General features: G+C 71.1%; 18 protein-coding genes. 9 read left to right on the top strand and 9 right to left on the bottom strand.

What is annotated here, in order from left to right:
- Positions 1–3 precede the first annotated feature (3 nt).
- A complete protein-coding gene (locus tag ACIQWR_RS20625) occupies positions 4–654 on the top strand; it encodes a response regulator (RefSeq protein WP_399263377.1) in 651 nt (216 codons plus the stop codon).
- A gap of 7 nt (positions 655–661) precedes the next feature.
- On the opposite strand, the gene ACIQWR_RS20620 is transcribed toward ACIQWR_RS20625, so the two are convergent.
- From ACIQWR_RS20620 to ACIQWR_RS20605, 4 genes are all read right to left on the bottom strand, one after another.
- On the bottom strand, positions 662–2,602 hold the full coding sequence (locus ACIQWR_RS20620) for an ArnT family glycosyltransferase (RefSeq protein ID WP_404011374.1): 1,941 nt from the start codon (positions 2,600–2,602) through the stop codon (positions 662–664).
- A 42-nt stretch (positions 2,603–2,644) separates the two neighbouring features.
- Entirely contained in the window at positions 2,645–2,899 is a 255-nt protein-coding gene (locus ACIQWR_RS20615) for a LysR family transcriptional regulator (RefSeq protein WP_399263373.1), read from the bottom strand.
- A gap of 217 nt (positions 2,900–3,116) precedes the next feature.
- Positions 3,117–5,660, bottom strand: a complete 2,544-nt coding sequence (locus ACIQWR_RS20610) for an ABC transporter permease (protein ID WP_404011370.1) — start codon at positions 5,658–5,660, stop codon at positions 3,117–3,119.
- Complete coding sequence (locus ACIQWR_RS20605) at positions 5,660–6,442, bottom strand: ABC transporter ATP-binding protein (protein ID WP_404011367.1); 783 nt, start codon at positions 6,440–6,442, stop codon at positions 5,660–5,662. Before ACIQWR_RS20605 ends, ACIQWR_RS20610 begins: the two co-directional genes overlap by 1 nt.
- Positions 6,443–6,684: 242 nt before the next feature.
- Here ACIQWR_RS20605 and ACIQWR_RS20600 point away from each other — a divergent pair, with 242 nt between their 5' ends.
- The 3 genes from ACIQWR_RS20600 to ACIQWR_RS20590 all read left to right on the top strand — a co-directional run bounded on the left by ACIQWR_RS20600 (position 6,685) and on the right by ACIQWR_RS20590 (position 9,663).
- Positions 6,685–7,902, top strand: coding sequence for a cytochrome P450 (locus ACIQWR_RS20600; RefSeq protein ID WP_404011364.1), 1,218 nt, complete (start codon positions 6,685–6,687; stop codon positions 7,900–7,902).
- Positions 7,903–8,318: 416 nt separating this feature from the next.
- On the top strand, positions 8,319–8,942 hold the full coding sequence (locus ACIQWR_RS20595) for a hypothetical protein (protein ID WP_404011361.1): 624 nt from the start codon (positions 8,319–8,321) through the stop codon (positions 8,940–8,942).
- Positions 8,914–9,663, top strand: a complete 750-nt coding sequence (locus ACIQWR_RS20590; RefSeq protein WP_404011358.1) for a hypothetical protein — start codon at positions 8,914–8,916, stop codon at positions 9,661–9,663. The genes ACIQWR_RS20595 and ACIQWR_RS20590 overlap by 29 nt, the downstream gene beginning before the upstream one ends.
- On the opposite strand, the gene ACIQWR_RS20585 is transcribed toward ACIQWR_RS20590, so the two are convergent.
- Together ACIQWR_RS20585 and ACIQWR_RS20580 are read right to left on the bottom strand one after the other, a co-directional pair.
- Positions 9,642–9,956, bottom strand: a complete 315-nt coding sequence (locus tag ACIQWR_RS20585; RefSeq protein WP_404011355.1) for a 4a-hydroxytetrahydrobiopterin dehydratase — start codon at positions 9,954–9,956, stop codon at positions 9,642–9,644. The two genes, ACIQWR_RS20590 and ACIQWR_RS20585, sit on opposite strands and share 22 nt — an antisense overlap.
- Position 9,957: 1 nt before the next feature.
- The gene (locus ACIQWR_RS20580; RefSeq protein WP_404011353.1) at positions 9,958–10,917 is read right to left on the bottom strand and encodes a Twin-arginine translocation pathway signal; all 960 of its coding nucleotides are present in this window, start codon (positions 10,915–10,917) and stop codon (positions 9,958–9,960) included.
- Positions 10,918–11,356: 439 nt separating this feature from the next.
- Here ACIQWR_RS20580 and ACIQWR_RS20575 point away from each other — a divergent pair, with 439 nt between their 5' ends.
- The 4 genes from ACIQWR_RS20575 to ACIQWR_RS20560 all read left to right on the top strand — a co-directional run bounded on the left by ACIQWR_RS20575 (position 11,357) and on the right by ACIQWR_RS20560 (position 12,485).
- Entirely contained in the window at positions 11,357–11,587 is a 231-nt protein-coding gene (locus tag ACIQWR_RS20575) for a hypothetical protein (protein WP_404011351.1), read from the top strand.
- Entirely contained in the window at positions 11,584–11,754 is a 171-nt protein-coding gene (locus tag ACIQWR_RS20570; protein WP_404011350.1) for a hypothetical protein, read from the top strand. Before ACIQWR_RS20575 ends, ACIQWR_RS20570 begins: the two co-directional genes overlap by 4 nt.
- Positions 11,751–12,077, top strand: coding sequence for a hypothetical protein (locus ACIQWR_RS20565; RefSeq protein ID WP_404011347.1), 327 nt, complete (start codon positions 11,751–11,753; stop codon positions 12,075–12,077). The genes ACIQWR_RS20570 and ACIQWR_RS20565 overlap by 4 nt, the downstream gene beginning before the upstream one ends.
- A 159-nt stretch (positions 12,078–12,236) precedes the next feature.
- On the top strand, positions 12,237–12,485 hold the full coding sequence (locus ACIQWR_RS20560) for a hypothetical protein (RefSeq protein ID WP_404011344.1): 249 nt from the start codon (positions 12,237–12,239) through the stop codon (positions 12,483–12,485).
- 416 nt (positions 12,486–12,901) lie between these two features.
- On the opposite strand, the gene ACIQWR_RS20555 is transcribed toward ACIQWR_RS20560, so the two are convergent.
- A complete protein-coding gene (locus tag ACIQWR_RS20555) occupies positions 12,902–15,004 on the bottom strand; it encodes an ABC1 kinase family protein (protein ID WP_404011341.1) in 2,103 nt (700 codons plus the stop codon).
- 243 nt (positions 15,005–15,247) lie between these two features.
- On the opposite strand from ACIQWR_RS20555, the gene ACIQWR_RS20550 reads away from it, so the two are divergent.
- Entirely contained in the window at positions 15,248–15,487 is a 240-nt protein-coding gene (locus ACIQWR_RS20550; protein ID WP_404011339.1) for a DUF6269 family protein, read from the top strand.
- A gap of 19 nt (positions 15,488–15,506) precedes the next feature.
- Here ACIQWR_RS20550 and ACIQWR_RS20545 read toward each other — a convergent pair whose 3' ends face one another.
- Positions 15,507–17,324, bottom strand: a complete 1,818-nt coding sequence (locus ACIQWR_RS20545) for a BTAD domain-containing putative transcriptional regulator (RefSeq protein WP_404011336.1) — start codon at positions 17,322–17,324, stop codon at positions 15,507–15,509.
- Positions 17,325–17,677: 353 nt separating this feature from the next.
- Positions 17,678–20,668 carry a BTAD domain-containing putative transcriptional regulator gene (locus tag ACIQWR_RS20540; protein ID WP_404011333.1) on the bottom strand — a complete coding sequence of 997 codons (2,991 nt, stop codon included), beginning with the start codon at positions 20,666–20,668 and terminating at the stop codon, positions 17,678–17,680.
- Positions 20,669–20,799: the final 131 nt, after the last annotated feature.

The following is a 20,799-nucleotide window of genomic DNA, read 5'->3' as shown; positions in this document are numbered from 1 at the left end:
GACGTGACGATCCGCATACTTCTCGCAGACGATCAGGAAGCCGTCCGCATCGGTTTCCGTTTGATCCTGGACAGCCAGCCGGACATGGAGGTCGTCGGTGAGGCCGCCGACGGTCTCCAAGCCCTCGCACTCGCGCAGGAGTTGAAGCCGGACATCGTGCTCGCCGACATCCGCATGCCGCGCCTCGACGGGCTGGAGGTGACGCGACGACTCGCCGGCCCACAGGTCAAGGAGCCCGTGCGGGTGGTCGTCGTCACCACCTTCGACCTTGACGAGTACGTGCACACCGCGCTGCGCAACGGTGCCTGCGGGTTCCTGCTGAAGCGGTCGGGAACGACGTTGCTCATCGAAGCGGTGCGCGCCGCGATGGCGGGCGACACCCTGATCAGCCCGTCACTGACCGTGCGCCTGCTCAAGCACCTCCACCGTCCGGCGCAGGTGAGGGCGGGTCAGCCGGTCGAGGCGTTGACGGAGCGCGAGACGGAGATCGCCCGGCTGGTGGCCAAGGGCTTCACCAATGCGGAGATCGGGACCGAACTCTTCATCTCCGCCGGGACCGCCAAGACCCACGTCGCCAACATCCAGCGCAAGCTCGACTCCCGCAACCGGGTCGGCATCGCGGCCTGGGTGTGGGACAACGGCCTCGCCGACTGACCCCGCGTCACCTGGGCGCGCAGTCGTACAGGATGACGTCGTCGCCGAATCCCATGGCCGGGGGTGCCTGCTCGGGCCGCGGGGGGCCCGCGTACTCGGTGGCGGGAACCTTGGCGCAGTGGTCGCCGATCCACCGGGTCCGCTTGGTGAACATCTCGGCTCCCGGGGCGGCCCGGTCCGCGCTGAGCGCGTAGCGCAGCTCGCCGCTACGGGTCCACTCCCGCAATTGCTCGACCGAGGGCGAGTCGTTGTCGCCACCATAGCCCCCCATACCTATGACCGGGGCGTCGGTGTTCAGGATGTAGGACGAGGCTCCCATGGAGCCCCATTCGACGGCCAGGGCGATCCGCTCGGTACCGGCCCGTTCGGTGACGTACTGGAGGATCCGCTGCTGGAGTTCGCTCAGCCGGGCGCTGCTGCTGGGCACGGGCGGAAGTTCCGTCGGCCCTGCGATCGGGTTGAGACCGCCCATGACCTGGGTGGATCCCGGGACGGTCGCCGCCCAGGCGCCGGGCGCCACCAGTACGGCGATCACGGCGCCGCAGAGCGCGGCGGGCAGCAGAGCGTCTCGCAGGCGCGAGGCCGCGAGCAGGGCGACGGCGAGGAGGCCGGCCGCCAGCACCGGCCAGAGGAGCCATCCGTGCCACTCCGGGGTGCGGCGGATGATCACCGCGGCCCAACCGGTGGACACGACGACGGCGGCCACCGCCCCCGGGACCGCCCAGCGAGCGCCCGCGCGGTGCGCCCGCACCAGTGCGGACAGCAGCCCACCGCACAGTGCGGCGACGGCCGGCGCGAGGACGCTGGTGTAGTAGGGGTGGAAGACGCCGCGCTGGGTCGAGAACAAGCCGGCGCACACGAGGAGCCACCCGCCCCACAGCACCCAGCCGGAGGTGGGCATCACCGCGTCGGCCGCCAGCCCGGCGCGACGGCGCTGTACCCCTGCCGTCACGGCCACCACCAGCGCGAGGGCGCAGATCGGCAGCAGCCAGCTGATCTGGCCGCCCACCTGCTCGTTGAACAGGCGGCCGGCACCGGCCGCGCCACCGAACACGTCGCTGCTCCCGGCGCCGCCCTCGGCGTGGAAGATCCGCCCGAGGCCGTTGTAGCCGATCACCAGGTCCCAGGCGGACCCGTCCTTGCCGCCACCGATGTAGGGGCGCTCCCCCGGCCACAGTTCGACCAGCACGATCCACCACAGGGAGGACACGACCAGGACCGCGGCCGCGGCCAGCAGCCGCCACAGTCGGGCGACCAGGCTGCCCGCCCCGCCCACGAGCCAGGCCGCGGCGAAGGCGGGGACCACCATCCAGGCGGCCAGCATCTTGGTCAGGAACCCGCACCCGATCAGGAAGCCGCTCGCGCAGAGCCACCAGGTCGCCGAGCGGAGGGCGGCGTTGTCCGTCCCCTCCAGGGCGCGGGTCAGGGCGTACGCGGCCGAGACGAGCAGCAGGACCAGCAGGGTGTCGGGATTGTTGTCACGGTTGATGGCGACGGTGATGGGCGTCAGGGTCAGCGTCAGGGCGGCGAGCAGCCCCGCGCCCTCGCCGGCCCAGCGCCGTACCGTGCGGTGCAGCACGAGGACGGCGGCCACGCCCTCCAGCACCTGGGGGAGGATCAGTGACCATCCGTGCACTCCGAAGATCTTGCTGCTGAGCACTTGTGGCCACAAGGAGCTCGGCGGTTTGTCGACCGTGATCACTCCGGCCGCGTCATAGGAGCCGAAGAGGAAGTTGGTCGCGCTCGTACCCATCGATTTCGCGGCCGCCGAGTAGTAGACGTTCCCCCAGCCCACGTTCCCCAGTGACCAGCCGTAGAGGCCTGCGGCGAGGACGAGGACCGCGGCGAGCGCGGCTCGTGCGGACCACGGGGGTAATCGACTGCCGGTCGCCGGCGGCGCCGGCCGTCCGGGTGCGGCGGGGCGTGCGGGGGTGGAGAGGGAAGGCATGGCGGTTTCGCTTTCGTCAGGAGGTGCACGGGTCCGGCCGCGTCATGCCGCGCACACGCCCTTCATGCTGTCGATGAGCACCAGTACGGCCCGCGCGGACGGAAGGATCATCCGCCCCTCCCGGGTGAGCGTCGCTCCCGTGGAATCGCGGGTGAAGAGTTTGGTGCCCAGCATTTGCTCAAGGCACTTGATCTGATAGCTGATGGCAGGCTGCGAATACCCGAGCACTTTCGCGGCACGGTCCATGCGCCCAATCTCAGCCACGGACACAAAAGCGCGGAATTCCCGCTCGTGCATCTCGCCCCCCGTCTTTTTGGTAGACCACGACCGGCTTCATCGGTACCGCCCGCCGCAGCGGTGGCGTCCGACGAAATCGAGTCCATACCAGCCCACCTGCGGGGCAGGGGCAATGGATGAGGCAGGAAGCTGCAACCGGGCGCGCACCGGGACGCGCCGAGGGCGCCCCCGCGTCCTGCGGGGGCGCCCTCGGCGCGGGGTGCTCAGCGCACCCCGGTCACGCCTGGCTGATGGCCGTCAGCACGTTGAGCCGTGCGCCGCGGCGCGCCGGCGCGATCGACGCGATGACACCGACCACACCCGCACCGATGAGGTAGGCGAGCATCTGCGACCAGGGGAGCGACAGCTCGCTGACGCCCTGGTCCTTCATCGCGTGCGCCATGGCGAGTCCGAGGAGACCGCCGACCACGATCCCGAGCACCGCTCCGAACAGCGAGATCACCACCGATTCGGTCATGATCATGCGTACCGTCTGACCTCGGCTGAGGCCGATCGCCCGGAGGGCGCCCATCTCCTTGGTGCGTTCGAGGATGGACAGGGCGAGGGTGTTGATGATGCCGAGCACCGCGATGAGCATCGCCACGCCGAGCAGGACCTGCACCACGGTGAGCATCATGGCGAACCCGCTGCTGAACTTCTCGATCACCTGCGCCCGGGTGGAGAGCGCCACCTCCGGACTGCCCTTGAGCAGGTCCTCGATCTGTGCCTGCACGCCGGCCACCGGCGTGCCGTCCCGCAGTTGGAAGAACGCCTGGGTCGGCAGCTTGCTGCCGAATCCGGCCTCCGCATCGGCCCAGGGAACGATGAGACCGTTCGCCAGGGCGGTGTCCTCGAAGATGCCGGCGACCTTGTAGGTCCGCGGCTCGCCGCGCTGGAGCTGGACGGTCAGGCTCTCGCCGACCTTCGCGCCGCGGGTCTTCGCCGTGGCCGCGTTCATGACCACGGTGCCGCCGCCCACGGCGTCGATGGACCCTTCGTGCACGCGCAGGCCGAGGACCTCGCGCGCCGTGGCCCAGTCCTGCCAGGAGGAGACTCCCTGCGCCTCCTTGGACACCGTCCCGGAGTCGTACATCGCGGCCGCGATGTTCTTCACGCCGGGCAGCTGGGCCGCCCGGGCCAGCGCGCCCGGGTCGATGGTCGCCGAGGCCGCGGTGTCGCCCGTACCGAAGGCGACCAGGTCGGCCTTGAGGTTGTGCGAGATGTCGTTGTTGATGCTGTCCTCGGACGAGGAGGCGACCGTGCTGAGGGCCGTGACCAGCGCGACGCCGATCATCATCGCCGAGGCCGTGACGGCCGTGCGCCGCGGGTTGCGGGCCGAGTTGCGCCGGCCGAGCTGGCCGGGCAGGGAGCGGGAGAAGAGCGCCCCGAGGGCCCACACGGAGGGACGGCTGATCAGCGGGGTGAGCAGCGCGATGCCGATGAAGGCCAGCAGGACGCCGGTGAGGATCGGTGGGATCCCGCCCGATCCGAAGAGGCCGAGCGCCAGCAGGACGACACCGAGACCGAGCAGGATCGATCCGGTCCAGGTCTGCTTGCGGCCCTTGCCCTCGGGCGCGGCCGCGGCGCGGATGACCGCGATGGGGGCCACCTTCGCCGCTCGCATCGCCGGGAAGAGCGCGGAGAGCATGGTCACCAGGATGCCCACGGTGAACGCCGTCACCACCGCGCTCGCCGGGACGCCGAGGGAGGCCACCTTGAGCCCGTCGATCGCGCCGGCCAGCAGATCGGCGCCCAGGGCGCCGATCCCGATGCCGGCGGCCAGGCCGAGGGCGGAGGAGACCAGCCCCACCACGAAGGACTCCACCAGGACGGAGCGGATCATCTGGCCGCGGCTGGCGCCCAGGGCCCTCATCAGGGCCAGTTCCCGCAGCCGTTGGGCGATGATGATCGAGAAGGTGTTGACGATCAGGAAGATCCCGACGAGCACCGACACGGCGGCGAACCCGAGCAGCACCTGGTTCATCAGGCTCAGGACGCCCCGCGAGGTGTCCGACGCCTTCTTGGCGAGCTCCGTGCCGGTGTTCACCTCGAAGCCCTCGCCGAGCTCCTTCGCCAGTGCCGTCTTCACCGAGGCGACCGAAGCGCCGGACGCCGGGGCGACGCTGATCCCGGTGAACCCGCCGGCCTTGCCGATCATCAGCTCCTGGGCGACCGGGGCGGTGAAGGCCACGGTCTGTTCCCCGCCCACCGAGTCGCGGTCCAGGGAGTACCCGAAGACGCCGGCGACGGTGAACGTCCGCTGTGGTTCGTGGGTCAGCACGCCGATCCGGTCACCGACCGCGAAGCCGCCCTTCTTGGCGAGGCCCGCGTTGATCACCACCTCGGTGTCCGTCCGCGGCTCGTGGCCGGCGCGCAGGCTGATCAGCTTGCTCTCGCCCCGCCAGCTCTCGCCGTAGCGGGGGCCACCGGTGCTCGGCACGACCTTGCCGTCCTTGCCGACGGCGCGCGCGCCTTCGGCCTTGACCAGCCCGGTGGCGGAGCCGACGCCGGCGATCTTGGATACGCGGTCCACGGCCGCCGCGTCCACGGGCGGCACCACCGCGGCCGCGTCGCCGGTCGCGGTGTCCATCGTGGGGGCGAGCGAGACCTGCAGCGCGATGTCGTCGTACGCACCGGCGAACTGCGCGTTCAGGGACCTGTCGAGGGTGTCGCGGATGACCATCGCGCCCGACACGAACATCACGGCGAGCACGACCGCGAGACCGGACAGGATGAGGCGGAACTTCCGCGACAAGAGGCTCTTGAGGGTTGCGTTCAGCATCACGCCACCGTCGTGCGGACGTCGATCTGCCGCATCATGTCCAGGACGGCGTCCGCCGTCGGCTCCCTGAGCTCGTTCACGATCGCGCCGTCGGCGAGGAAGACGACCCGGTCCGCGTACGAGGCGGCGTTCGGGTCGTGCGTGACCATCACGATGGTCTGGCCCAGGGTGCGCACCGAGTGCTGGAGGAACTTCAGCACCTCGGTGCCCGAGGTGGAGTCGAGGTTGCCGGTCGGCTCGTCGGCGAAGATCACCTCGGGCTGTGACACCAGGGCACGGGCGCAGGCGACCCGCTGCTGCTGCCCACCGGAGAGTTCCGTGGGCCGGTGGGAGAGCCGGTCGGACAGGCCCACGGTGTCGACGACCCGGTCGTACCAGTCCTGGGACGGCTTGCGGCCGGCGATCGCGAGCGGCAGCAGGATGTTCTCCTGCGCCGTCAGCGTCGGCAGCAGGTTGAACTGCTGGAAGATGAAGCCGATACGGGTCCGGCGCAGTGCGGTGAGGTCCTTGTCGGACATCCCGTCGACCCGGGCGTCACCGATGAACACCTCACCCGCGGTGATGGTGTCCAGCCCGGCGAGGCAGTGCATGAGGGTGGACTTGCCGGAGCCGGACGGCCCCATGATCGCGGTGAACTCACCGCCGACCAGGTCGACGTTCACCCCGCGCAGAGCCGCTACTTGCGCCTCGCCCTCGCCGTACAGCTTGGTTACGCCCACTGCTCGGGCGGCGATCTGCCGCTTCGTCGAGATGGTCGCGGTCACACGACTCACACTCCCCATATCGGGTTTCAATTCTGACAGTCGATGACCGGAGCACTGTGCACCGTGGTCCGGCAATTGAGTTGAGACTAGGAGCGGTCCGGGGACGGACGCATCTGCCAATCGGCATAGATACTGGCCCCTCCCGTCGTCCGGTTCCGAGGCCAGATAGAACTCTTGAGATCGGGCCTGCGCCGAGCGCGGGAGCGCCATAACGTCCCGAGAAAGGGCAGCCGCCGGCGCCTAGGGCACGGAGGACGGATATGACTGGCACCAGGGCACTTTCCAAGTTCTGGATGCTCACCAACGACTTCACCCAGAACCCCTTTCCGGTGCTGGAGTACGTGCGCCGCGAGAGTCCCGTGCGCGAGCTGTCCATGCCCGGCGGCGGCCGCGCCTGGGTGGTGACGCGGTACGAGGACGCCAAGGCCGCGCTCGCCGACCCGCGGCTGAGCCGCGACATCCACGTGCACTTCCGGCTGATGTCGCAGCGGTCGGGCCGCCTGCTGACGCCGCCCGCGGAGGAGGCCAACCACCTCGCCAACGTCGAGCCGCCCCGGCACACCCCGCTCCGGCGCGCCATCAGCTTCGCGTTCACCCCGCGCCGGGCCGAAGCGCTGCGCCCGAAGGTGGAACAGATCGCCGACGAGCTCCTGGACGCTCTGGTGGCAGGGCCGGTCCCGGACCTGATCACCGGCTACGCCGACCCGCTGCCGGTCATCACCATCGCCGAGCTGATGGGCGTACCCGCCTCGGCCTGGCCCGACTTCCTGCGCTGGTCGGCCGCGCTGCGCAGCTACTCGCCCACCGACGGCTCGGGGGTCCTGGACGCCAACATCCAGGAGCTCTCCTCCTTCATGGCGGAGCTGATCGCGCGGAAGGAACGGGAGGGGGGCGAGGACCTGCTGTCCGCCCTGATCCACGCGGCCCCGGAACGGCGGCTGACCCCCACCGAGATCCTCTCGACCGGCTTCGCCCTGATGACGGGCGGCAACGACACCACCGCCAGCCTGGTCGGCGGTGTGATCTCGGCGCTGCTGACCCACCCGGCGCAGCGGGCCGAGCTGTTGGCCTCGCCGGCCCGCTGGGGCAAGTCGATGGACGAACTGATCCGCTACGTCAGCCCCATCAGCAACGCCCTCCAGCGCGTGACGACCGAACCGGTCGAACTCGGCGGGGTGACGATCCCCTCGGGCGAGGTCGTCATCATCAGCGTGATGTCGACCAACCGTGACGAGGAGCAGTTCCCGGACCACCCCGACCGCCTGGACCTCGACCGCCACAAGCCCGCGCACCTCAGCTTCGGCTTCGGCATCCACTACTGCTCGGGAGCCCACATGGCGAAGGTCATCACCGAGATCGCCGCCCGCCGGCTCTTCGAGCGGTTCCCGGACGTCCGCCTCGCCGTCGATCCCGCGGAACTGCGCTACCAGCAGAACGTGGTGGTCCGCCCGCTGGAGGCGCTGCCCGTCCACCTCTGACCGCCGTATCCGCAGGCGGCTGTGCGGCCTCGGTCGCGAGCACCTCCCGAGGGGCAACCCTCCCGACTGCAGCGCGGATCCCGCAGCCGGGAGGGTGTTCGCCTACTCCGAGAACAGCTTGATCAGCCGCTCGGCGACGGCGCGGGAAGCGCCGGCGAAGACTCCACGGACGGCCTGCCCGACAAGCTGCAGGGAGACGCTTGTCCTGGCCTCAGGGCTTGACTGGCGCGTAGCGTTGGGCATCTGGGTCCCCTCTCAAGGATGGATCCTGAGTGGCCCGTCGGTGTTGGTCGGACGCCATCCGGCGGGCCGCTTCCATGTCAGCACGCTGGGGAGCACACTGTTCAGAATCGGGAACCAGCCGGAACCAAGCGGGACTTCCCGGGACTTGGCCTGCCGTTCGTCGAGGGGGATCCGTGCCGAATCGGCGACGCACGATCGATCGCTCACACCCGCTGGGCGGGTTCGCCGAGCAACTATGTGAACTGCGGGACAACGCCACCGCGCGAGCCGGCGGCAGTCAAGCGGCTCGGGAGCTCAGCATCGACAAGGTGGCCACCGGCACGTGGGAAACGAGTAGGACGGCGATCTACGCCGCGCTCAATGGGACTCGATTGGCATCGATGAACACGCTGTGCGCGATGGTGTCCGCCTGGCATCCGCGGGGGGAGAAGGGCATCCCCGAGTGGCAGAAGCTGCGGCGCGACGTCGAGGAACAGCTGGCTGCTATGCGGAGCCGGATACCCGTGAACGTCGTGGAGGCCGAGGTCACGCCTGTAGTTCGCCAGCCGGATCCCGCTCGGGTACCTGACGCGGAAGCGTTGGAGCAGCTACGGATCTTGTTGGCTACTGCTCTGGCGGAGATACGCATGACCAAGACCCAGCTCGCGGCACGCACTGGCCTGGGAAGGACCACCGTGCATGAGGCCTTCGCCACCGGCAGGCCCGTGCCATCCGCAGCGACGGTTGCCGCCATCGGCAGGGCTCTGCGCCTCCCGATCGATCGCCTGCTTGAGCTGCATCGGCAGGCTGTCGGATAGGTCGACGGACGTTCACCACGGTTCGGGCGAGACCCGCACCAGCACGTCGGCGTCGGGGATCGACCTGGCCCAGGCGTACCCGCTGCCGTCCGATCAGGGGCTTCTGGCGTGGACTGGGGACCCGAACGACGCTGGGCACGTCACGGCGCAGTCGAGCGGGGGTGTCGCGGGCCGGGTGACGCTGGTGAAGGTGCAAATGCGCAAGTCGATCACCTGGTCGAAGCTGTGGTTCGGGCTCGCGGGTGTGGACAGCGGCGCGACGCTCACGAACTGCTACCTGGGCGTCTACAACAGCTCGGGCACGCTCGTGGGCGTCACCGCCGACATCTCCACGACGCTCATGTCCGGCGCGACCGGCAAGTCCGTCGACCTCGTCGCCCCGTTCACTGCGGCGCCCGGCGAGTACTACGTGGCGATGTTACTCAACGGCACGTGGACCACCAACAGCTTGACGTTCAAGGCGACCGGGGCCGGTATCACGGTGAACTGTGGGCTCGTCGCGGCCGCGGTTGCGGTACTCGAACATGCTCACCGCGCAAACCACGCTCCCCAACACCCTCGACCTGACGCAGCAGGTCACATCGATCATTTCCACTGGCTGGGCCTCGCAGTGGTACGGCGTGTGCTAACCCACCCCAGCAGCACAACGCCCCCTCTGAGCCTTCGGGCTGAGAGGAGGCGACTTCTGCGTGTCCGGACTCAGTTCAGCGGAAGCGCCTGATGAGCGGCGACGATCGCGTCGATGCGGTGCGCAAGGTCGAAGTCGGCCGCTGTGAGGCGGTGGCCGGCATCGTGCGTGGTGATCGACGCCCGCAGGTGGTCGATTCGGAGATCGAGGTCGGCGTGGTGCTGGACGCGTCGGGATCGGTCGGCGATGGTCACGATCGCGGCCACCGCCGCGTGGTAGCGAATCTCGTACGTACGGGTGATCTCGTCGCCCTTCCGCTCCCACCCCGGCAACCCCGTCAAGTGCTCGGCGATCGCCTCGTCGGACAGCGGCGTTGGTACGCCCATGTCAGCTCCCCTCAGTCACGGGCGCCAGGATCTCGGCAAGGTCCCGGCCTACCGGGGCATCGTGCCATGGCCGCATGGCCCGCTCCAGGCCGCGCAGTTCACGCAGCATGCGGGCGGACCCGGTCTCTGCCGCGATCTCGGCAGCGGCGCGGGCGATCTCTACCGCGTGCTCCGGCTCCCGGGCCCCGGCCGCCGCCGTGGCGTGCCGGGCGAGGTACACGCCTCGATCGCGGCGGGCACTCGCGGGCACCGCGTCGAGTACCTGCGACCACAGGGCCTCGGCCTCCCGCCCGAGCCCGAGACGGCCGTAGCACGTGGCCCGCTGAACCTCAAGGTAGCCCGGGGTGCGCCGGCAGGCGTTACCCCAGGGCAGGTCGTCATCCACGCGGGAGATGAGCCCTCCCGCGGCGTCGATGAGGCGGTCGACGGCGCTCCGGTCCCCGGTGAGGCTCGCGCCGTGGGCCTGCTGCTGCATCGCCATGATCTGCACCTTGGGCAACACGCGGTCGCCGTCGAGGGCTGCCTCGCACAGGTCGATGACACCGTGCCCGTCCCCCAGGTCGGTGCGGACCTGCGCGAGGTTCACAAGGGAGTAGCCGACGAGGTGTGGGTCCCGGGACCGGGCGGCGATTTCCTGCGTTATCCCCCGCCAGAACGTGGCTGCGCCGAGGTCACCGGCGTCCTGGTAGAGCCAGCCGACGAGCGCTGCGTACGCGGCTCCAACCCGCAGTAGACCGCATCGAGTCTGGCCCGACGCCGAGCGGACGAGCTTGTCGATGAGCTGGTACTGCGCGCTGACGGTGCCGATGAGATCGTGCGGGCCGAGGAACATGTCCGCGCGGTAGTGCCCCTCCAACTGTTGCTGGAAGTAGTCGATGAGGGCCGGGTCGACGTGCTGGGTGGCAACAGGGCCGGGCATGAGCGCGGCGGCGGTGACGTTGACGAAGGTTCGGCGCTTCATGTCGTCCTCGTGGTGTGCCTCGGGTCGGATCCACCCAGCGGGCGCCGTGAATCCCAAGTCCTCTGGCCACCGGCCGAGCGCGTCGTGGAGGACCAGCGCGGTTTCCTCTGACGGCCATCCGGGCCGGGTTCCTTCCCAGCGCCGCCAGGTTCGTGCAGCCACTGTGTAGGAGCGGTCGTCGAGGAGCCGCTGTCCATGGAGGCTGAGCTTCTCGGCTGCGTCATCCATGCTGCGCCAGCCCGCGCGAAGCCGGGCGGCCCGCAGAGCGTCGTTTCGGTGGCCCATGGCCCCAGTGTGAGGTGTCATCGCGTCTGTCCTCGGCCGTGGCCGCTACGTGGCCAACGATGGCCACGCGATGGCCTATCTGCCCGTCTGCGTGCACGGACATCATCCACCTACGAGCACATGAGGCGCTGACGAACTGCGGTAGGAGACCGGGATGGAAGTACGCGAGGGCGGACCAAAAGAGATCTTCGGTCATGTCGATCACAGTCTCTTGCACCAGCAGGTCCGCGACCCGAAATCGGAGCGTGAGGGCGAGCTGATGGCCGTCGTCGAAGAGTTCGTCGGCACGGTCGCCGGTGAGCAGAAGTACACGCGGACCGCGTACGTCCGCGGAGCCGACGGCCTGGAGTTCACCGCGGCGCCCGGCACCCTGGAGCAGGCGTGAGCGCCACGGCGCCGGCCGTCGGGCAGATCTGTGCCTTCTGTGGCCGCCCCATCAAGGCCGGCGGGCACGAGTTCACCCCGCACTCGGCTTCCGGCGCCCGGCCCACCAGCTGGACGCACGACATCCGTGACCCGTCGTGCAAGCCGTTGCGCACGGACGAGCGGTGACCCGCGAGGAACGGCTCCACAAGGGCATCGAAGACGTACTCAGCCACGTCGAGGAGCAACCTGATAAGGCACTCACTGCGGTCTGGATCGCGTACTTCCTCAACGAGGGCGGGCTCGTCGCCCACGGGGTGAAGTGCTTTCACTTCCAGGCCCAGGGCCGCCGGACACCCGAGGCTGTCCGGGCGATCGCCGCATGGGACACCGCGGTCCGGCTCAGCGCCGGGTGGGCACAGGTCGCCGCCCTCGCGCGAGCGACGCGGGACCTGCTCCTCGAAGAAGAGCAGCACCAGGCCCGGCGACGCGCGCGACAGGCCACCCGGTGAACGAGTGGCCGCGCCAGGCCCTGTACGTGCTGATCGTCCTCGGCATTCTCGCCGTGATCGTGATCGGCACCCACTGACCCCCGCGCAGGCCGCGCATCTTCCAGGACCGCGACCGGAGCGGGTCACAGCACCTCCCATCTCACAAGGAGGCACCACCGCATGAGTACCACCATCGAGACCACAATCGCCAGGGACGCCCGCTCGCTCCTGAGCACAGCGGAGTTCGAGGGCGTCGTCGCGACGGTCTCCAGCAACAACCCGGACATCAGCTCCACGGACGCCGCCGGCGTCACGCTGGAGGCCCTCAAGTTCGTTGCCGCCGCCGCGCAGTCCCCCGGCAGCATGCGGCCATCACGGACCGTCGACGAGGGCTGGCACTGCCTCATCCTCCAGGCCCACCCGAACTAGTCGGTCGCGCTCGGCTGATCTGCTATGAGCGAGTGGCAGAGCCCCGACTACGGTCCGCTGGTCAACCACCTCCAGGAGCTGCGCCGGAAGGGAAGAATCCCCAACCGTCGCAGCAAGGGCATCGGTGGCTGCGGAGCATGTCGAGGTGTCCAGCGGGTCATCCTCGTCGATGGCGAACGTCGCGTGGTGTACAGCGAGCCTTGCCTGGCATGCCGCGGTGGCGGCGCCACGGAGAAGGCGAACAGCCCAGTCTGAAGACCGCCCCGGCCGGCGCCCTGCGGGTCGGGGCTACTCCCTGACGAGGTCGGCGAGCGTCACACCGCACTGGACGCGAAACCCCGGGGCCGTCACAGCGGCCTCATGCGCCGGTGCGAGGAGGCGGCAGCTCCTGAGGGGCCGGCCGGCCGTCGCGCCGGTCAGGTGGGGCGGCGCATCGCCGTGTACAGCGCCCGCAGCATGAGGATCGCGCTCACCGTGAGCGTGTGGTAGCCGAGGAGCGGGAAGAGTTCGAGCTTCCCGGTCAGGCGCGGTCCCCGGTCGGTGCCGAACACCACCAGCACCACGCCCATCAGCCCGGTGCAGGCGGCCAGCAGGGTGACCGTCATCTGGTGGATGAGACCCGAGACGAAGCGCCGCTCCCGTTCGTCGGCGAGCACCCGGACCCGCACCCCGAGCCGGCCCTCCTCCAGTGAGGCGCTGATGCGCTCGGCCCTGCGGGGCAGCCGGCGGAGCATCGGCAGGACGGAGAGCACCTCCTGGGCCGCGCCGTGGGCCAGGGCCGAGAGGTCGGGGACACCGAAGCCCCCCGAGCCCCCGCCGCCCTCGCCCTCTCCCCTTCCCGGTTTCGGCCTGCCCTTCGCCGCGCCGAAGGTGAGCCGGTCCATGAGCATCGCGACGGCGAATCCCCGGGCCTCGTCCAGGAGGTTGAATCCGGGGGCGAGTTGGGTGAGCGTGCCCTCGATCGTGGCGAGCGCGCGGAAGACGGCCGCGACCTCGGGCGGAACGGCCAGGCCGAACCTGGAGAGCATCCGGAAGAGCGCCGTGAACATCTCGGTGTCCGGCTGCGCGCCCACTCCCAGGTGGCGGGCCATGAAGCGGCCCAACTCCCGCTCCAGCAGGGCCGTGTCGGGCATCAGGTCCTCGTGGGTGGTGGCCCGCGTCCCCAGCAGCATGAGCAGCGCGTCGTGCAGTCCCGCGGGGTCCCCGCGGTCCACGGCCACCAGCAGCTCCTGGATCGCGAGCCGGATCGAGGGGTCGGTGCGGCCCACGGAGCCGAAGTCGAGCAGCCCGATCCGCCCGTCCTCCAGCAGCAGCATGTTGCCCGGGTGGGGGTCCGCGTGGAAGACGCCCACCCGCAGGATCTGGTGAAGGACGGCGGTGAAGGCGGTACGGGCGAGCTCCTCCCGGTCCAGACCCGCCCGGTCGGCGACCGGTCCGGCCCGGTCCAGGGTCACTCCCTCCAGCCATTCCTGCACCAGGACCCGGGCCGAGGTGTGCCCGTAGTACACCCGCGGGATGCGTACGGGCGCATCGGGCTCCAATCCCCCGCTGGCCGAGGCCACGGCAGTCGAATTGCGGGCCTCGATGCAGAAGTCCAGCTCCTCGCGCACCGATGCGGCGAACCCGTCGCCCAGTTCGCGCAAGCCCAAGGTCTGCGCCGAACGCGTCCGGCTCTCCAGGCTCCGGCTGATGGCCATGACGATGTCGAGGTCGCGCTCGACCGTCTCCCGGATGCCGGGCCGCTGCACCTTGACGACCACGGTCGGGCCGCCCAGCAGTCGGGCCTTGTGCACCTGGGCGATCGAGGCCGCGGCCAGCGGCTTGTGCTCGATCCACTCGAACACGTCGGCGACCGGCTTGCCGAGTTCCTTGTGGAGGACCGCCTCCACCTCGGGCCACGGCGCCGGGGGCACGTTGCTCTGAAGTCGGCTCAGTTCGTCGATGAAGTGCGGGGGCAGCAGGTCCCGCCGGGTGGACATCAGCTGCCCGATCTTGATGAGCGCTCCGCCGCACTCCTCCAGCGCCAGCCGGGCGGATCGGGCCGACTGCTCGCCGAACTCGCCCGGCCGCAGAGCCCGTTCCCAGGCCACCCGGCCCCGCAGCATCCGGCTCAGGCCGTGCCGCATGAAGATGCGGCTGACCTGGGAGTAGCGGCGTGCACGACGCATCCGGTCGCCCATCCCGCGCAGCGCCTGGAGCGGCCTCGACCAGCTGCCGTACGGGAGGAACACCTCGACGAACACGAGGACGGCCATCGCGGCGAGGAGGGCCAGCGGAATCTGGATGGTGGAGAGCGCGCTCCCGTCCTGGGTGTCGCCCATCGCCTGTTCGAGGACGGCCAGGGTCGCCACCCCCGCCAGTCCGGCACACAAGGCGCGCACCGGGCCGACCCTGATGCCGAGCAACCGGCGGGAGGCCGTGGACACACCGAAGACGATGCCCGCCAGGACCGCCGCGGTCGCGAGGATGATGAGCGTCAGGGAGATGTCGTCGATCGCGCCGTCGGCCAATCGGGTCATGAAGGTGCTCCCTCGGTAGGTCGCGGGCCACCCTAGGCCGATCTCGCGCGGGGTCGGTGGAACGTGGCAGCTTCATGCAGCCGTTGCCCGCGGCGACCGCCGCGGCCGTCTGTACGGAATCTGTACAGGGCCGCCCGGGGCCGGGCCGGGCGGTACAGAACCACGCATGTTTTCGGCTATCGGTGGCGCCGAGCCTGTGTCCGTGCGGGACCCGTATGAGGTCCTGGTGACACGGGAGCAGAGATGTTCGAAAGCGAGATCACCCCGCTCAAGGCGCCCGACGTGCTGAGTTTCCTGACGGAGATCGAACAGCGGGCGTCGAGGCATCACGAGATCCTGCTGCGCGACAGCGCCGCGCCCTGGGCCGCCCTGCTCGCGGACTACGTCGAGAAGCTCACCGCGCTCATGTCCGATGCCCAGGATTCCCGCGTCCCCGCCGAGCTGTACGGGCTCGACGCGGGCCACGCGGGGGGCTGCGGCTGAGCCGCGGGGCCGAGCGGCCTCAGGCGACGAGCGCGGGACGGCCGCGCTCCCGGACGAGCAGCCGGACCAGCGGCGTGCAGCGGTAGTGCGACCAGGGGTCACCGGCGACGCTCCACCCTTCCAGCAGGCACGCGTCGGTCAGGTGGTCCAGCAGTGCCTCGGCCTCCTCGGTCCCGGTCCCCAGCGAGCCGGCCACCTCGGCGACCGTCACCCGCGTGCGGCCCGTTCCCACCAGGGCGTCGAAGGCTCCGCGGACATCGGGCGGCAGCCGGTCGACGGCCCTGGTGAGGGCGGCCCGTACGTCCAGGCTGCCCAGCCGGAGCTCGTCCAGCCTGCGCCCTTCGGGCTCCAGCCGGGCCGCGAGGTGGGCGGCCGTCCACTGGGGACGGGCGGCGAGCCGCGCACCCGCGATGCGCAGGGCCAGCGGAAGCCGGTCGCAGAACTCGGCGATCCGCGCACCCGACCGCGGGTCCCGCGCGATGCGGCCCGCTCCCTCCACCGATGCCAGCAGCGCCAACGCCTGCGGGGGCGTCAACGGGGCGGGGCGCAGCAGCCGGGTCCCCGCGAGCGAGGCCAGTGGTGGGCGGGTGCCGGTGACGACGGTGCGGCTGTCTCCGCCCGGCAGCAGCGGACGCACCTGGTCGTCGTCGTCCGCGTCGTCGAGGACGACGAGCACGCGACGCCCCGAGAGCAGCGTCCGGTAGAGCTGTACGCGCTCGTCGAGACCGTCGGGCAGCCGGGCGGGTTCGGTGCCCAGGGCACGCAGGAACCAGCCGAGCACTTCGTACGGGGTGCGGGCGGCGCCGGCGGGGGTGCGCAGGTCGGCGTAGAGCTGGCCGTCCGGAAAGGCGCCGCGGCACAGCTGCGCGGCCCGCAGGGCCAGCGCCGTCTTGCCGATGCCGGGCGCCCCGGTGACGACGGCGTCCCGGCCCGTGCGCAGGGCCGCGAGGATCTCGGCGGTCTCCTCCTCCCGGCCGGTGAAGTCACCGGGCGCGGCGGGCAGCAGCGCGGGCACCAGACCGGGCCATCCGCCCCGCCCGGCCGGCGGACCGACGGGGGGCGGGAGCGGTAGGACGGCGTTCGTGTGCCCGGGGGCCCGCGGCGCGGGGACGGTGCCCGTGAGGACGCTCTGGCGCAGTGTGCGCAGTTCGGGCCCCGGGTCGATGCCGAGTTCCTCGGCCAGGACGCGCCGCCCCTCTTCGTAGACGGCCAGTGCGTCGGCCTGCCGGCCGCAGCGGAACAGCGCGGTCATCAACTGGCCGCGCAGCCGCTCCCGTACGGCGTGCCGGCCCACCTGCCGGGTCAGGGTGGGGACCGTGTCCGCGTGCCGGCCCAGGGCGAGGGCGGCCTCGGTGTGGTCCTCCAGCGCGCCGAGGCGGGCCTCTTCCATGCGGGGCCCCTCGGCCGCCGTCAGCTGGGCGGTGACGTCCGTCAGGGCCGGTCCGCGCCACAGCGCGAGGGCGGCGGCCAGGCCGCTTTCGGCGTCCTCGTACCGGCCCGCCGCCAGGTCCGCCCGGCCCGTGTCGGCGAGTCTCCGGAAGGCGTCCCAGTCGAAGTCGGCGTCCCCGATGTCCATCCGGTAGCCGGAGCCGACCCGCTCCAGGCCGTTGCGGACGCCGAGGCGGGTCCGCAGCCGGGACACGTACGTGTAGAGCTGGTTGGTGCTGCTGGCCGGTGGCTCCCAGCCCCAGAGGAGCGTGGTGAGCCGCTCGTCCGTCATGACCCTGCCGCGGGCCAGGAGCAGGGCGGCGAGCACGGTGCGCTGCTTACTGCCGTCCAGTGCCACCGCATGGCCTTCCACCTGGGCCGACACGGTTCCAAGGACCGTGAAGTGCATGACGTCCTCCGCCTGCCGCGGGCCCGCTCCGGACCGCGCGCCACCTGCTGCGGCACGCTAGGGCGCGGTGCTTACCCGGCGGCATCGGATCCGTTTCGTGCACGCGAAAGCGATACGAAACCGCCGGGAAAAGCTGCGTCGGTAGGTTCCTGTCCGTACCCCAGGACGAGACGACGCGGTCCGCAGCGGCCGAAGACGCGTCACGCAGATCTCAGGAGGACCTCATGCAGCACCTCATCCCCCGGTTCAGGTGACCATGTCGAACCCGTTGCTCCTCGGCCTCCGTCACCCCGCCGCCCCCGGCTCCGACGATCCCTGGACCTGACCGCGTCCACCCCGCCTTCCGGGCTGGATCAGGGCTGGATCAGGGCGAACAGCTCTCCCGACTCCATCCGTTCGCCGGTGCCCAGCAGTTGCAGCAGGCGTTCGGTCCGGTCCTGCCAGGCCGGCGCTCCGACCTGGGCGAACAGATCACCCGCGGACTTGAAGGACCCCGCGGCGCCGGCCCGGTCGCCCAGCAGGCCGCGCACGCAACCGAGTGCGGCCCCGGCTCGCGCCTCCAGGTAGCGGTCAGGCACGCTCGTCGCGGTGAACTGGGCCTCGCCCAGGACCGCCTCGGCCTCCTCGTACCGCCCCTGCCGCCACAGCGACTCGCCCAGCGTCCGCAACGCGTGGGTCTCGCCGCGGCGGTCGCCACTGCCCCGTACCAGCTCCAGGGCGCGCCGGGAAGCTTCCTCCGCCCGGGGCCCGTCGCCCTGGTGGATCAGCGCCTCGGCGAGCCGCACGGTCCCCTGTGCCTCGCCCCGGACCGTGCCCAATCCCCTGCTCCGGGCGACCGCCTCCGAGGACAGCACCAGGCTCGTCTGAGGTTGTCCTCCCTCCAGTTCTATCTGGGCCAAAAGCCCCAGTACGTGTGCCTCCGCATAGTGGTCACCGACGGCTCGGAAGATCTCCAGCGACTGGTGTCCCAGCTCTCGTGCCGCCTTCAGATCGCGGCGGTGGCGTTCGCACAGCGCCAGGTTCCTGAGCACCAGGGCACGTCCTCGATCCTGGCGCTGCTCCTCGAACAGGAGCAGCGCCAGGCCGAGGTGCTCGATGGCGGACGCGTAGTCCCATTCGACGATGTCGAGCGTTCCCAGCGAGTGCAGCATCACGGCCTCGCCCAGCCGGTCGCCGCTCGTGCGGGCGACCGCGAGCGCGCGCTCCGCGCAGTGGCGCCAGTCCTCCAGGTGGTTGTGGTTCTGGAAGAGCGTCACCCCGGTCACCGCGATGTCCCACGCGTACGCCGATTCACCGTCCCGGGCCGTCTGGTCCACCAGGGCGGTGATCGTGGCGCGTTCGGACTCGAACCATTCCATGGGGTCGACCAGCAGGCTCTCCACGAGGTGGTCCGGAAGGGCGTGCGGCTCCGCCGGGCCGTGGATGACGGTGTAGTCGCCCCCGTACACCTTGCGGTGGGCGGCCACTGCGAGCCCCAGCCAGGCGCCGGCCACCCGCCGGGTCGCGGCGCGCAGTTCCTCGGCCGCTTCCTCGGCGAGCGCGACCTCCCGGGCGAAGAGCCGGGGCAGCGCCTGGAAGCGGTAGCGGACGTGGCCGCCGGCGGAGGCGACGCTCTGCGGTACGAGCAGTTGCGCGTCGACGAGTTCCTCGATGAGGTCCTCGGCGTCCAGGAGGTCGATGTCGAGGAGCGCGGCGCCGGCCCAGGCGGAGAAGTCGGGCAGGTTCGCCGCACCGAGCAGCCGGAACATCCGGGCGGTGGCGGCCGGCAGGTCGCGGTAGCTCAGACGCAGGCCCGCGCGGACGCCGCGTTCGTCGGGGCTGAGTTCGTCGAGCCGGCGGTGCTGGTCCTCCAGCCGGGAGACCAGGGTGCGCACGGGCCAGTGCGGCTTGGCCGCGAGCCGGGCCGCCGCGATGCGCAGGGCGAGCGGCAGCCCGTCGCAGAGCGCGCTGAGCCGGGCCGCCCCGGCGGGGTCGGCGGACAGCCGGTCGTCGCCCGCCACCCGGGAGAGCAGGGCGATCGCCTCGTCCTGCTCCAGGGCGCCCAGGTGCAGCGGGACGAAGGCGTAGTCGCCGGCCAGCGCGCCGCCCATGGGGTCGCGGCTGGTGACCAGGACGCAGCAGCGCCCGGTGCCGGGCAGCAGCGGACGGATCTGCCGGAAGGAGCGGGCGTTGTCCAACAGGATCAACACCCGGCGGCCGTCCAGGACGCTGCGGAAGAGCGCGGCGCGCTCGTTCGGGTCGCCGGGGACCTCCGCTCCCGGTACTCCGAGCGCGCGCAGGAAGCGGTCCAGTACGGCCCCGGGGCGCAACGGCGCCTCCTCGTCGTAGCCGCGCAGGTCGGCGAAGAGCTGGCCGTCCGGGAACCGGTCCCCGACCTGGTGGGCCCAGTGCACGGCGAGGGCGGTCTTGCCCACGCCGCCGATGCCCGTGACGGATCCGACGGGCAGGGACGGGCCGTCGAGGTGGTCCAGGAGCCGGTCGAGCGCGACGAGCTCGGGGCCGCGTCCGGTGTGGGAGGCGACGTCGGAGGGCAGTTGGGCCGGAACGCCGCGCGGGGGGACCTCGACGGCGGCCCGGACGGGCGGGTTCAGCTTCGGGGAGTCGGCCAGGACCAGCTCGTGGAGTTCCTGGAGACCGGGACCGGGGTCGATGCCGAGTTCGTCATTGAGCACCCGCCGGCCCTCGCGGTACGTCTCCAGGGCCTCGGCCCGCCGGCCGGAGCGGTAGTGGGCCAGCATGAGGTGCCCCTTGGCCTGCTCCCGCAGCGGGTGTTCGCGCACGAAGGCGGTCAGCTCGCCGATCACGTCGCGGTGGTGACCCAGGTGCAGGCGCAGCCCCATGTGCTCCTCGTACACGTCCAGGCGCAGCTCCGTGAGCCGGTCGGCCCCGGCCGCGACACGTTCCGTGGTGATGCCCTCCAGCGCCGGGCCGCGCCACATGGCGAGGGCGTCGCCGAAGTGGCCGCAGGCCTCTTCGGCCCGTCCGCCGCGGGCGGCCTCGCGCCCCAGTTCGGCGAGCTCCTCGAACTCGACCGCGTCGATGCGGTGTTCGGCGGCGAAGAGCATGTAGCCGGGGTGGCTGGTGACCAGAACGTCCTCGACGCCGACGGCGGCCTTGAGGGTCTTGCGCAGGGCGGAGACGCAGATGGCTATCTGGTTGCGCGCGGTGGCGGGCGGGTTCCCGTCCCAGACGGCGTCCGCGAGGGTGTCGACGGACACGATCCGGTTGGGGGCGAGCAGCAGCATGGACATGATCGTGCGCTGGCGGGCGCCCGTGAGGTTCACCGGTGTCCCGTCCGCGCTGATGTCCAAGGAACCCAGGACCCGGAACACCACCTGGCGCACGAGCTGCCTCCCCATCACTCGGCCGCGGCCGAGGTCACGCGGCGCGTTCGTGCCGCTTTCCACTGAATTAACAAGGTGTGTGCGGGGGGAGGCAACGCGGCTGGCAGCAAGCTGCCACGGCCGGGCCGGGA

It is taken from the genome of Streptomyces sp. NPDC098789, assembly GCF_044759975.1.
Classification (GTDB): domain Bacteria; phylum Actinomycetota; class Actinomycetes; order Streptomycetales; family Streptomycetaceae; genus Streptomyces.
Note: the sequence above shows the minus strand (reverse complement) of the source record. Positions and strands in the feature narration are given on the sequence as shown.

Excerpts from the sequence above, each read along its gene's own strand:
- ACIQWR_RS20620 (WP_404011374.1), bottom strand. The coding sequence starts at position 2,602 with ATGCCTTCCCTCTCCACCCCCGCACGCCCCGCCGCACCCGGACGGCCG.
- ACIQWR_RS20615 (WP_399263373.1), bottom strand. The coding sequence starts at position 2,899 with ATGCACGAGCGGGAATTCCGCGCTTTTGTGTCCGTGGCTGAGATTGGG.
- ACIQWR_RS20610 (WP_404011370.1), bottom strand. The coding sequence starts at position 5,660 with ATGCTGAACGCAACCCTCAAGAGCCTCTTGTCGCGGAAGTTCCGCCTC.
- ACIQWR_RS20605 (WP_404011367.1), bottom strand. The coding sequence starts at position 6,442 with ATGGGGAGTGTGAGTCGTGTGACCGCGACCATCTCGACGAAGCGGCAG.
- ACIQWR_RS20600 (WP_404011364.1), top strand. The coding sequence starts at position 6,685 with ATGACTGGCACCAGGGCACTTTCCAAGTTCTGGATGCTCACCAACGAC.
- ACIQWR_RS20585 (WP_404011355.1), bottom strand. The coding sequence starts at position 9,956 with ATGGGCGTACCAACGCCGCTGTCCGACGAGGCGATCGCCGAGCACTTG.
- ACIQWR_RS20580 (WP_404011353.1), bottom strand. The coding sequence starts at position 10,917 with ATGAAGCGCCGAACCTTCGTCAACGTCACCGCCGCCGCGCTCATGCCC.
- ACIQWR_RS20575 (WP_404011351.1), top strand. The coding sequence starts at position 11,357 with ATGGAAGTACGCGAGGGCGGACCAAAAGAGATCTTCGGTCATGTCGAT.
- ACIQWR_RS20560 (WP_404011344.1), top strand. The coding sequence starts at position 12,237 with ATGAGTACCACCATCGAGACCACAATCGCCAGGGACGCCCGCTCGCTC.
- ACIQWR_RS20555 (WP_404011341.1), bottom strand. The coding sequence starts at position 15,004 with ATGACCCGATTGGCCGACGGCGCGATCGACGACATCTCCCTGACGCTC.
- ACIQWR_RS20550 (WP_404011339.1), top strand. The coding sequence starts at position 15,248 with ATGTTCGAAAGCGAGATCACCCCGCTCAAGGCGCCCGACGTGCTGAGT.
- ACIQWR_RS20545 (WP_404011336.1), bottom strand. The coding sequence starts at position 17,324 with ATGCACTTCACGGTCCTTGGAACCGTGTCGGCCCAGGTGGAAGGCCAT.